10 protein-coding genes and 1 riboswitch are annotated in these 12,281 nt (G+C 29.0%); of the genes, 7 read left to right on the top strand and 3 right to left on the bottom strand.

All coding sequences use genetic code 11. The features are described 5' to 3' along the window. Window positions 1-189: 189 nt before the first annotated feature. Window positions 190-278: riboswitch (cyclic di-GMP riboswitch) on the top strand. Window positions 279-354: 76 nt separating this feature from the next. The 4 genes from CDLVIII_RS20260 to CDLVIII_RS20245 are packed head-to-tail and all read left to right on the top strand — an operon-like array spanning window position 355 to window position 5,285. Next, entirely contained in the window at window positions 355-717 is a 363-nt protein-coding gene (locus CDLVIII_RS20260) for a response regulator (protein ID WP_009171342.1), read from the top strand. 29 nt (window positions 718-746) lie between these two features. After that, a complete protein-coding gene (locus CDLVIII_RS20255; RefSeq protein ID WP_009171341.1) occupies window positions 747-2,900 on the top strand; it encodes a chemotaxis protein CheA in 2,154 nt (717 codons plus the stop codon). Between the two features lie 21 nt (window positions 2,901-2,921). Beyond that, window positions 2,922-3,416 carry a chemotaxis protein CheW gene (locus CDLVIII_RS20250; RefSeq protein ID WP_009171340.1) on the top strand — a complete coding sequence of 165 codons (495 nt, stop codon included), beginning with the start codon at window positions 2,922-2,924 and terminating at the stop codon, window positions 3,414-3,416. A gap of 36 nt (window positions 3,417-3,452) precedes the next feature. Then, window positions 3,453-5,285, top strand: coding sequence for a HAMP domain-containing methyl-accepting chemotaxis protein (locus CDLVIII_RS20245; protein ID WP_009171339.1), 1,833 nt, complete (start codon window positions 3,453-3,455; stop codon window positions 5,283-5,285). Window positions 5,286-5,352: 67 nt separating this feature from the next. Here CDLVIII_RS20245 and CDLVIII_RS20240 read toward each other — a convergent pair whose 3' ends face one another. Next, a complete protein-coding gene (locus tag CDLVIII_RS20240; protein ID WP_009171338.1) occupies window positions 5,353-5,643 on the bottom strand; it encodes a hypothetical protein in 291 nt (96 codons plus the stop codon). A 4-nt stretch (window positions 5,644-5,647) separates the two neighbouring features. Beyond that, the gene (locus tag CDLVIII_RS20235; protein ID WP_009171337.1) at window positions 5,648-7,231 is read right to left on the bottom strand and encodes a glycosyltransferase family 39 protein; all 1,584 of its coding nucleotides are present in this window, start codon (window positions 7,229-7,231) and stop codon (window positions 5,648-5,650) included. A gap of 250 nt (window positions 7,232-7,481) precedes the next feature. Between CDLVIII_RS20235 and CDLVIII_RS32630 the strand changes: the two genes are divergently transcribed. The 3 genes from CDLVIII_RS32630 (at window position 7,482) to CDLVIII_RS20225 (ending at window position 9,416) form a co-directional block, all read left to right on the top strand. Further along, a complete protein-coding gene (locus CDLVIII_RS32630; RefSeq protein WP_009171336.1) occupies window positions 7,482-7,610 on the top strand; it encodes a hypothetical protein in 129 nt (42 codons plus the stop codon). A 121-nt stretch (window positions 7,611-7,731) separates the two neighbouring features. After that, complete coding sequence (locus CDLVIII_RS20230; RefSeq protein WP_009171335.1) at window positions 7,732-8,418, top strand: YukJ family protein; 687 nt, start codon at window positions 7,732-7,734, stop codon at window positions 8,416-8,418. A 71-nt stretch (window positions 8,419-8,489) separates the two neighbouring features. After that, entirely contained in the window at window positions 8,490-9,416 is a 927-nt protein-coding gene (locus CDLVIII_RS20225; protein WP_009171334.1) for an exonuclease domain-containing protein, read from the top strand. A 312-nt stretch (window positions 9,417-9,728) separates the two neighbouring features. Here the strand turns inward: CDLVIII_RS20225 and CDLVIII_RS20220 are convergent, their stop codons facing one another. Next, window positions 9,729-12,071, bottom strand: coding sequence for an ATP-binding protein (locus CDLVIII_RS20220; protein WP_009171332.1), 2,343 nt, complete (start codon window positions 12,069-12,071; stop codon window positions 9,729-9,731). Between the last annotated feature and the right edge of the window lie 210 nt (window positions 12,072-12,281).

Below are 12,281 nucleotides of genomic sequence, written 5' to 3'. Positions count from 1 at the left end.
AATAATTGTAAATATATATAATTATTCATAAAAATTTTAAATTATTTACTATATACTTCATAATTAGTCATGAAATTTATTGATTCGACTTTTACGATATGTTATCATGATGATAGTGAATATAATTAGTGGTTTAAATGCTAAAGTTTTCAATAATAAGAATTATGTGGAATTAAAATTAAATATATAAAATGTAAATAGCAAATTCATTGAAAGGTGAAGACGCAAAGCCATGAGTCTAAAGTAATTTCGATTGCCATGATAGTCAGGTTGCCAAAATAGAAAGTGATTTATTCATGGCAGGCAATATTTTTATTGTCTGCTTTTTTATAAATTTGAAAGGGGATTTAATTAATGAAAAGAGTTTTAATAGTTGATGACGCAGCATTTATGAGAGTAACACTTAAGACGATGCTTGAAAGAAATGGGTTTGAAGTAATTGGTGAGGCAGAAAGCGGAATATCTGGAGTACAAAAATACATGGAATTAAATCCGGATGTTGTAACTATGGATATTACAATGCCTGAAATGGATGGAATAACAGCTTTAAGAGAAATTAAAAAAGTTGACCCAAGAGCAAAGGTAGTTATGATCTCAGCAATGGGTCAGGAAGAATCTATTCGTGATGCCGTAATAGCTGGTGCGAAGTCCTTTGTAGTAAAGCCTTATAAAGAGGAATTTGTTGTAAAGATATTAACGCAAGTATTAGGGCTTTAATTTATGTATTTTGGAATGGGGTGAAGTAATTGTCGGATAATTTTAGTCAAGAGCCAATGCTATTGGATATTTACATATTTGAAACTACGCAGCTTATTGAGCAGCTTGAACAAGTCATAATAAATAATGAAAAAGCCGGATCTTTCACAATAGAGGCTATTAATGAAGTCTTTAGAATAATGCATACTATAAAAGGATCATCGGCTATGATGATGTTTAACAACATAACAACCGTATCACACTCAATAGAAGATTTATTCTATTTTCTCCGTGAAAATAAACCTGAGAATACTGATTATTCAAGACTTTCAGATATTGTTTTAGATGGAATTGATTTTATTAAAACAGAAGTAGATAAGGTTATTGAAAAGAAGAATCCAGATGGAGATGCCTCAGAACTTATTTTAGATATAAAAAAATTTTTGGAAGAATTGAAAGGAAATAATGAATCCTCAGAGGAAAGAGTAATTAACGAAAAGATTATTGAAAGTATTAATGAAACTGAAAATTTAATAGATATAGAAATGATTAAGGATTTAGGAAAGAATAGTTTTAAAGCTAAAGTTTATTTTGAAGAAGGCTGTGAAATGGAAGATATTAGAGCCTTCGGAATAGTAAATAGTATGCAAGAGTTATCAGAAAATATTCACCATATTCCTAAAGAACTTTTCGGGGATGATAATTGTGTAGAAACTATTCGTAAGGATGGTTTCATCATATCTTTTACTACAGATAGAGAATATGACGAAGTACGTAAATTTTTAGCTGAGACAATCTTAGTCAGAGATGTAGAACTTACTGAAGTTAAAGATGATAATGAATCTAATAAGGCAAGTGAAAATACTCTAGAAGTTAAAGAAATTTCAGAAGATTTAAAGAGCAAAAGTGATAAGGAATATTTAGAGAATAAAAAGGTTTTAGATAGTCATAAAATTTCAGAAAATCAGAAGGTTACAGAAGCTGTAAGCAAAGATAAAAAAGATGGAAAAACGGATAAAAAATCTGGATCTTCTCATCAGAGCATTATTAGTGTAAATGTATCTAAACTTGATATGCTCATGGATATGATTGGAGAATTAGTTATTTCAGAAGCCATGGTTATTCAAAATCCAGATCTAAAAGGGTTAAATCTTGGAAATTTTCAAAAGGCATCACGCCAATTAGAGAAAATTACTGGTGAACTACAAGATATTGTTATGTCAATAAGAATGGTACCATTAGTTGCGACTTTCCAGAAAATGAATAGAATTGTCCGTGATATGTCAAAAAAGCTGTCAAAAGAAGTAAAGCTAAAAATCATAGGAGAAGATACTGAAGTTGATAAAAATATAATAGAACATATATCAGATCCACTTATGCATTTGGTAAGAAATTCTATAGATCATGGTTTAGAATCTCCAGAGGAGAGAATAGCAAAAGGTAAGCCTGAAATTGGGACAATTACTCTAGAAGCAAAAAATGAAGGCGGCGATGTATTTATAATTGTTAGAGATGATGGTAAGGGATTAAAAAGAGAAAAATTACTTACAAAAGCAAGAGAAAATGGGCTTATAAATAGACCAGAAGAAGATATTACTGATAAAGAAGTCTTCTCATTTATTTTTTTACCGGGTTTTTCCACTAAGGAAAAAGTAACAGAATTTTCAGGGCGTGGTGTTGGAATGGATGTAGTGGCAAAAAACATAGGGTCAGTTGGCGGAATTATTTCAGTAGACAGTGCTCCTAACATAGGAACTACTATGACATTAAAAATACCCTTAACTCTTGCCATTATGGATGGAATGATAATAAAAGTAGGTAAAGCGTCTTATACAATACCGATTAAAAGTATTAAAGAATCTTTTAGAGCAAAGGAAGAGGAAATAATAACTGATCCTGATGGCAATGAGATGATCATGATAAGAGGAAAATGTTATCCAATCTTAAGATTACATAGTTTGCATAAACTGAAGACTGAAGTGGAAAACATTCCAGATGGAATCATAATAATGGTTAGCAGTGATGATAAGAGTCTTTGTATATTTGCAGATGAACTAATAGGGCAGCAGCAGGTAGTTGTAAAGGCTCTGCCAGAATATATTAAGAAGTTTAATAAAACAAACAATGGACTATCAGGTTGTACACTATTAGGCGATGGAAGCATCAGTTTAATACTTGATGTTGCAGAACTAGTTAAGTATTAGGGAGAAGGAGTGAATAGAAGTATGGAGAATATGTACGAAGAAAATTTAGAATTTGAAGAAGATACTCAAAAAAGCAGATATTTGACATTTTCAATCGGTAAAGAAACATATGGCGTGGAAATTAAGTATGTTATAGAAATAATAGGTATTCAGACAATAACAGAAATTCCTGAACTTCCAGAGTATATTAAAGGAATCATAAATCTTAGAGGTAAGATAATTCCTGTGATGGATGTAAGACTACGTTTTAAGAAAGAGCCTATTGAATATAATGATAGAACCTGCGTTATAATTGTAGATATCAATAATACTTCTATTGGGCTTATAGTAGATAAAGTGGCCGAAGTAATTATAATTCCGGATCAAGATATTGTAGAACCGCCACAGATGAATAAAGGTATGAAAAATAGGTATATAAAAAATATGGGTAAGGTTGGTGATGATGTGAAGCTGCTTCTTGACTGCGAAAAGCTTTTAACAGAAGATGAGCTTGGGGAGCTAAACGAAGCGTTGTAAGAATAACAAGCAAGCATATTGTGGGGGGATTAAATAATGAAATGGTTCTATAATTTAAAGATTGCAACAAAATTGATAACTGGTTTTATTATTGTAGCTTTTATTGCAGGAGTAGTAGGAGCAGTAGGAATTATGAATGTTCATAAAATTAGCAGCCTTGATACTGAATTATATGAAGATCATACTGCAACGATGCCAGATTTAACTAATATAGCAAGTGATTATGAAATGGAAAGAGGGTTAATAAAGGATTTATTAATAGTAAAGGATGGGAATAAAAGACAAGAAAACACAAATAAATTGAGAAGTCTAGATGAAGAGATAGACAGCAGCTTAGTTCATTTTGAGAATAATGCACATGAGGATGAGGTGGTTAAAGAACTAGCGGATTTAAAAAAATTAATAGCTTTATTTAGACAATTAAGGGATAAAGAACTAAGTTTTATAACAGCAAATCAAGAACAACAGGCAATTGATATTATGTATAATGAAGGAGCAGCAACTTCTGATAATGTACAAGAAGCCATCGATAATTTAACAAAGCTAACGACAGATTTAGCAAAAGAGGCATCAGATACCAATTCAGCTTCTGCAAATACGGCAACTGTAACAATGCTAGTTGTAATAGTTATTGGAATAATTATTGCGGTTGGTCTTGGTATACTTATATCAAATATTATAAGCAGGCCTATAAAGAAAATGGTTGAGGCGGCAGATAAGCTTTCGATGGGCGATATAAATGCTAATGTTGAAGCAGATACGAAAGATGAAATAGGAAGTCTTGCAGAATCTTTTGTAAGAATGATAGAAAATATCAGGGAACAGGCTCGTGCAGCTGAAAGAATAGCTTCTGGTGATTTAAGCTTTGATGTTAAGATTAAATCAGAACAGGATCTTCTTGGTAAGAAGTTATCTGAAATGATTGAAAATAATAATGAAATCCTAGGGAGTATTAACGATGCATCAGAGCAAGTAGCCTCAGGTTCGAAGCAGATATCTGATTCAAGTATAGCACTTTCTCAAGGTGCAACAGAGCAGGCAAGTGCAATTGAAGAATTAACTGCATCTCTTGAAGAAATATCGTCTCAAACGCAATTAAATGCTCAAAATGCGAACAAGGCAAATGAATTAGCTGAAGGAGCTAAGGCAAATGCTATACAAGGTAATGAACAGATGCAGGAAATGCTTAAAGCCATGGAGGAAATAAATAATGCATCTAGCAATATTTCAAAAATCATTAAAGTAATTGATGATATTGCATTTCAAACTAATATTCTAGCACTTAATGCTGCTGTTGAAGCTGCAAGAGCAGGACAACACGGTAAGGGATTTGCAGTTGTGGCTGAAGAAGTGAGGAATCTTGCTGCACGTTCAGCGAATGCTGCAAAGGAAACAACTGATATGATTGAAAATTCTATTAAGAAATCTGAAGGTGGTACAAAGATAGCAATGGATACAGCTACTGCTCTTAGCGAAATAGTAACAGATGTCGAAAATGTAGCTAATCTTGTCAATGAAATTGCTATTGCATCAAATGAACAGGCTTCTGGTCTTGGTCAAATTAATCAAGGGATTATGGAAGTATCACAGGTTGTTCAAAGTAATTCAGCTACTTCTGAAGAAGGGGCTACAGCAAGTGAAGAACTATCAACTCAAGCTGAATTGCTTAGAGAAATGGTAAGCAAATTTAAATTAAAACAAAATGTTAGATCTTATAGAAATTTGTCTGAATTAAATCCAGAAGTAATAAAGTTGCTTGAGGAAATGGCAGAAAATAAGGGTAAATCATATGTAAATGATACATACAAAGAAGCTTCTATACCAAAGACTAAGATTGTATTAGATGACATGGATTTTGGAAAGTATTAAAGAAAAGGCTTTAGCAGAAATTGCTAAAGCCTTTTCTTTGTTAATAGAATTCAGAGCTCTGAGATTATTAGGAAACAATTTTACCCTTCATGAAGCTTCTATTTGCATTTCTGTTTGATCCTGATCTATCAGCATTAATGCCTGGATTACTGTTTCTACCTGGACTAGCATTCATTCTTGGATTATTATTTATTATTCCCGGTCGCAGATCACCATTTATACCTAAAATGCCGCCATTTGCTCCAGAAAAAGAATTGGGATCTATATTTTGAGCTGTAATTGCCGTGCATGATACAAATAACATGGAACATGTAATGAACGATACAATTACAAACATAGTATAGAATATTTTCTTCATATTGTTATGCCTTCTTTCTGAATGGTGATATAAATTGTAGGAAATTTTTCTTTAATATAAATTCATATACATCTTTAAATCCTATATAAGATAATATTATCAATAAAGGATATATTGGATAAAGATATCTAGACTTAATCTCCCACAAGATATAGAAACCTATAAAGCCTAAAATAACTAAGTTTAAGAATATTTCGTCATATCTCTTTGATCTTAAGGAACTTATCAAGCGTGTAAAAATAAAACAATACATTAAGAAGTTAGTTACATACAATATCCAATTTAATCCGCTTCTATATTTTGAATCTCCTTTAAACAAATTGGTGGCAAAAGTAGGATAGCTATACCCAGTATTTTCTCTCGCTATTCTTTGTCTAGAATTAGATGACGCTCCATTACCAATTCCATAGGTTTCAATTTGGTAGGTACCTTCAGTCCAGGTCCAGATTAATTTATTATAGTATAGATTTACTAGATCACTAAAGGACATACTGGATAATTTATTACTAATTTCTGATTTAAACAATTCTGTACTTTTTTCTTTATCATAGTCTCCCTGCCTTTGGTATATGGTGTAGCTTTTCATATTATCCCAATAACCAAAGGTATCTTTATTCATACCCATATTTAGCCACATATAAATAGGAGCAGAATTTTTTGTGACTGATTCACTTACAACACCAGTAGCCTTTAGAGAAATATTTTGAATTAAGTTTGGAATGTTAAATAACAGAACTAGCACACAAAGGGCTTTTAAAACTTGCTTACGGCCAATTTCTGTTGTATTTAGTAAAATGTATATAACTCCAGCTATTAAAATAAGAGCACCTATACTTCTGAAATAATTTCCAATAGATAAAAGGATTGAAGAAATAATAATATATTTAAAAGCTTTTTCTTTTACAAATCTTATTAAAAAGTATATAGCAGTGGTTAATAGTGTTGTTGCTATAATATCATTATATATGTAATTGCTCATAAGTAAGGATGGTATATATGCTGCAGCAAATATTAATATACCATAGTCATTGTCTCTTGATTTATAATTTATCTCTTTATATATTAGGTAAATCATAAAAGTTGTAACAAGTGTAAATATTATATTGAAAATTTTTATAACTAAATAGTTATTTGGAAATATTGATAACAATGCCTTTAAATATAATACAGTGGAATAATTAAAAGGGAACATATAAAGATATCCACCATGTTGAAATGAAGAATAATCATTTTTATATAGCATATTTAAAGCTAATGAAAGTACTGTCTTGGAATCAGCTTCAGGTAATTTTGTAAATAAAAATATAATAATTATTTGAATGAAAAAGCTAAAGAGCAATGTTAATGAAATTACAAATTTTTTTCTATATTTATTCAATTTTAAGGATAATTTATATAGGATTATGTTTAATATAATTATTACTGTTATAAGTAATATGAAAATACCAAGATTCTGTCTTTGAAGAATAGGTCTATCACCATAAACATAAGAATTGTACTTTGCTCTGACAAAAAATGAGGATACTATAAAAAGTCCCATAAAAAAAATAAGTATTACATATATTGTTTTTTTTATAAATGCTAGCATATGATGAACTCCTTTATAACAATGTAATTTTAGTTAAAGACATTTATATATTACTCCTTAATTATCACAATTTTGTTACAGATAAATATTATTATTTCTTGTATATAATGTATCAATATGGTTGTAAATTGTAGATAATATGAGTTCAGTTTTTAAGTAAAGCTATAATTTATAAAATTTTAATGAATCGATACTTAAACTATGAATATAAAACATATAAAATGCAAAAAGTAAAATTGAGGTGAAAAAAATGACAAAATACAAATTTATTACATCAGATAATGATGAGAGTGAAAATAATTCTTCAGACACATCAATGCCAGCAAAAAATAGAAAAAGACATAAGCCAATAAGGGGACTTCCACGTCTGGAAAAATAATAATTTAATAAATCTATATAATACTATCAAGTATTAAGCACAATATAATTACCAAACATATAGTTATTATATTGTGCTATTTTATTATTTTGGTGAAAATTTCTATTAGGGAGTGATTTGATTGTCATTAAAAAACTATGGAGTACTCAAAGCGAAAGCTATTAACTCACAAATGGGTAAATTTCATTATCAAGTTCTTGTCAAAGATGAAAATGATGTGAAGTATAGAATTGCTATTAATGTTAAATCAGAGGAATACCCATCAGAGGTATTGTATTTTATTAATGAAGATTTTAAGTGGAAAAATATTGATAAATTTCTAAAGTTGAAATCCGGATTTACAGAAATACAAAGTAATTCTTTAAACATGGCATTAGATTATATAAGAGGGGATTTATTCGAATCATCAAAAATGATACCTCTTGCTTCTAGGGTGACTGGTCCTGATAATGATTTAAATGAAAAAATTGATTTCTATATAAAAAAGGCTATAGGTAATGAATCAGTAATTTATGCATATGGAGAAAAGTGGGGACCAGAAAATAAAAGTGATAAATATTTTAAGTTTGAACCAGGAAATGGAATGCATGATATTCATATGAATCAAGGGAGTACAGATAACTGGAAAAAAGACAATGGTATATGGCAGGATGGAGGAATACTTATTTACTTCGAAAAAACTAATAGATGGGTAGGAATATTTTTGGCCTTCCAATCACAGTCTTGGTGCACATGTGACAATGGTAATGCAATAAAACCAGTGTCAGAATGTAATCATATAAATAGTAAAGCCTGTAGAAATAAATAAAATACAATGATGAAAGTGTTATAAATTATAGTGTATAATAATTTATCATAGTATGAAGCAGGAGAAAATAAATGAATTTTGTAAGTATAGATTTTGAAACGGCTAATGAGAAGAGAAATAGCCCATGCTCTATAGGAATAGTAGTTATAGAAAATGGAAAAATGATAGAAAAAGTACATTACTTAATAAAACCTAAGGAAATGAGATTTATGCCAATAAATATTGGAATCCATGGAATACGGCCAAGTACGGTTCGAGATGAATTGGAATTTGATAAAGTATGGGAGAAAATTAAGCATTATTTCAATGATAATTTAGTTATAGCCCATAATGCATCATTTGATATATCAGTATTAAGAAATACATTAGAACTTTATAATATAAAAGCACCAAGCTTTCAGTATATATGTACAATGAAGCTTTCTAGAAATTTTTATAGCGAACTTGATAATGCAAGGCTTAATACGGTAAATAAATTCTTAGGTTTTGAATTTAAACATCATGATGCTTTAGCTGATGCAATAGCTTGTGCTAATATTCTGATTAACATAGCAGAAGAATTAGGAACAAAAGATATTAATGAAATATCAATAATGACTGGAGTAACTTTAGGAAGTGTTGATAAAAATGGATACATACCCTCGTCAACAAAAGGAAGAATCATAAGTAGATCAATCAGGTGTCCGTCAAAGAAAAATGAAGAAACAGGGAAATATCTCAATTATATCAACTTTGAAAATGAAGTCGTTGTATTTACAGGTGGTTTAGCCTCTATGACAAGAGATGAGGCAATAGGGCTAGTAAAAAAGCTTGGGGGAGCAGTAGGGAGTTCTGTGACAAAGAAGACAACCTGTTTAATTACCAATACTAAAGAAGTGTATGATTTGACTAGAGAAGAGATGAGCAATAAGCTTAAAAAAACTATGGATTTAAAGAAAAAAGGACAAGATATAAGAATATTAAATGAAGAAGAATTTTTGAAGTTATGTTTTAATTAATGTTTAGCTTCTTGTTGATAATAATACATAAATTAAATAGGGAAGCATTTATAACTCTTTTGAAAATTATTGCTGAGTTATTCAATATAAATAGAAGTGCCCTAGGAAAAATATTGTTTAGTATTATTGCATATATTAATAGAAGTACGGTTAACATAATAATTCAAATAATGAAAAGTTAGATATAAATCAAGGAACCAAATTATACGATTTAAAGTAAATTTAAATGTTTATTGGAATGTTAGAATAATATTTTTTCATTTATGAATTGAGAAATATTTATAACAAAAAAGGGCTTACTTGCCCTTTTTGTTATAGATATACGTCTGAAAATTCAACGTTTAGTGCATTAACTAATGTATTATTTCCGTTATTAAATACTTCTGAGTTATCAGCATCCAAATATTGATTTGCTGGTAAAGTTATTCTAAAAGTGCTTCCACTATTGGGCTCACTTTCCAATGATATTCTCCCATTTAAAGCATCTACTAATTTCTTTACAAGAAATAATCCAATTCCTGTTCCTTCAGCAGGCCTTGATAAGTTGTTTTCCACTTGGCCAAATCTTTCAAATATAAGCTTTTGTTTATCTTTAGGAATTCCTATTCCTGTATCAGATACCTCGACTATTATAGAATTTGTATCAATATTTTCACCAAGGCTTACAGAAACAGTACCGCCCTCATCTGTAAATTTTATTGCATTAGAAAGAAGGTTTAACATAATCCGTTCGAATTTTTCATCATCAATAGCTATTTCTCTATATAATAAACTACATTTAAAGAGTAATTTAATATTTTTTTGATTTGAATATAATTTTACGGAGTGGGAAATTTGTTTTGTTAAGGATACAATATCAATATTTTGTATATGTAATTTAAACTGTCCTGAGTTTAATCTAGTAATATCTAATAAATTATTTACAAGTCGCAACTGCCTAAATGTATTTTGTTTTATATTTTTTATTAAACTCTTCACTTTATCAGGTATATCATTTATGTATGCACTTTCAATTAATTGAATTGCAGAAAATATTACATTTAATGGCGTTTTGAATTCATGAGAAATTAGGCTTATAAATTCATCTTTCATTACAATGTTTTTTTCAGCTTCTTCTAACTTTTCATGTTCTGCTTTAAGAATGAGAAGTTGTTCTTCTTTTAATCTAATATTATTTTTTATAATATGTGATATATCATGTGAAAGAATTATACCACACTGAAAGTTTTTATTTTCATCAAAAATAGGAATTCCATTAAAATCAAGATAAGTTTTTCCGTACTTCTTTTTTAGTATTACTCGTTGGTCTTTTACAATTTCGCCTTTCAAAACCTTATATGATGGCAAATCTTCTATAGTTAGTTCTTCATCATTTTCATTATAATATTTTTGTCCTTTAATCAAAGTTTCTCCAATTCTATCCAAAGTTACCAGGCTGTTATCTGCAGTTAGGACGTTCGTAAAAAATTTATTGGTTTTTGTGTATTTACCACTTTTGTTTATTATTGCTATTCCATCGTATATGTTATCAAATATTACTTCAAGTTCTTTTTTTTGATTGTACATAAGCTTTGTGTTTTTTACGAGTTCAGTAATATCTTGTGTCACTATAATCCCTGTTTCGAATTTATTATTGTCATCAAAAATAGGTATTGTAGTACAGGAAAAATAATATTCTTTATTTAATGATATATATTTTAGCTTTTGATCTTTCATTTTTATTCCTTTTAATAATTTATTAAAACATAGATTATCTGAAGATAATGGATTGTTATGTAAATCATAATAGATGCCAGATTTAATTAAATGTTCTAAATCATCATCCTTATTATCAATATTATCAAATAAGTTTTTAAATATGTTGCTTTTAGTTATGTATTTCCCATGTTTATCAACTATTGAAATTATATCTTCAACACCTTCAATAATAGCCCCTAATTGTTTGTTTTTTGCTTGTATATGTTTTCGGCTAAGGACTCTATCAGTAACGTTTTCTAACATAGACATAACAAATTTTACTTCTCCATTTTCATAAATTGGAGTAATAGTGTTGTCCCAGTAATCATTATGGTCTAAAAGAAATTCTGGCAATTCGGTTAAGTATGTAGGTTTATTATTTTTTATAGCTTTAAAAAAAATATTCCTTGTACCATATTTTTCAATGTTATCTATAAATTCATGTATGCATTTTCCATAAACAAGTTCCTTTTTATTAAAAGGTTTTGGCATGTAATCTAAGTATTTTTGATTTGACTTAATAAGTTTTAAGTCATTAGCAGTATAAATTCCTATACCTATTTTATTATCGTTTATTAAGTTTTCAATGAAAAGCAGTTTATTGTCTAATCTTGAGTTTTCTAATTCATTAAAAATATATAAAGTACTGTTATTGTTAAAGTTTTTATATTTTTTTACCTTGATAAATCTTACATCAAAGCTTTTAGTAAATATTACAGAATCAAATTCCTCCTCAGTTATGTTGATTTTATAGTTACCCCTAAATAACGTTTGTAAGACATCAGTAATGTTTTTTCCACATAATTCGTTCTTACTGAACTGTGTTAGATCTAAAAAATTGTCATTTACATCTAGTATAATGTCATTCCTTTCTTTAATTATAGATTTTCGTACATGATATAATAAATCATTATTCAAAGTACTCCCCCCATTAGTATAGAAATAGATTTAAATTGCATTTTAGTATAAAAATATAATACCATATAAGAATATGCTTTACTATATTTTGAATTAGAAGAAAAATAATGAAAACTGTATAATTCATAAATATAATCATAATTTGTTATAAAAAAATAATATTTTAGAGGCAAATTAAGTAGAAATGCTTGATTTGCCTCTGTTTTCAGT

The organism is Clostridium sp. DL-VIII, from assembly GCF_000230835.1.
Taxonomy (GTDB): domain Bacteria; phylum Bacillota; class Clostridia; order Clostridiales; family Clostridiaceae; genus Clostridium.
The sequence above is the reverse complement of the archived record's forward strand: the minus strand, read 5'-3'. Positions and strand labels throughout refer to the sequence as shown.

Bases quoted from the DNA above. Each gene is read 5' to 3' on its own strand.
- CDLVIII_RS20250 (WP_009171340.1), top strand. From the start codon at position 2,922: ATGGAGAATATGTACGAAGAAAATTTAGAATTTGAAGAAGATACTCAA.
- CDLVIII_RS20260 (WP_009171342.1), top strand. From the start codon at position 355: ATGAAAAGAGTTTTAATAGTTGATGACGCAGCATTTATGAGAGTAACA.
- CDLVIII_RS20235 (WP_009171337.1), bottom strand. From the start codon at position 7,231: ATGCTAGCATTTATAAAAAAAACAATATATGTAATACTTATTTTTTTT.
- CDLVIII_RS32630 (WP_009171336.1), top strand. From the start codon at position 7,482: ATGACAAAATACAAATTTATTACATCAGATAATGATGAGAGTGAAAAT.
- CDLVIII_RS20225 (WP_009171334.1), top strand. From the start codon at position 8,490: ATGAATTTTGTAAGTATAGATTTTGAAACGGCTAATGAGAAGAGAAAT.
- CDLVIII_RS20240 (WP_009171338.1), bottom strand. From the start codon at position 5,643: ATGAAGAAAATATTCTATACTATGTTTGTAATTGTATCGTTCATTACA.
- CDLVIII_RS20245 (WP_009171339.1), top strand. From the start codon at position 3,453: ATGAAATGGTTCTATAATTTAAAGATTGCAACAAAATTGATAACTGGT.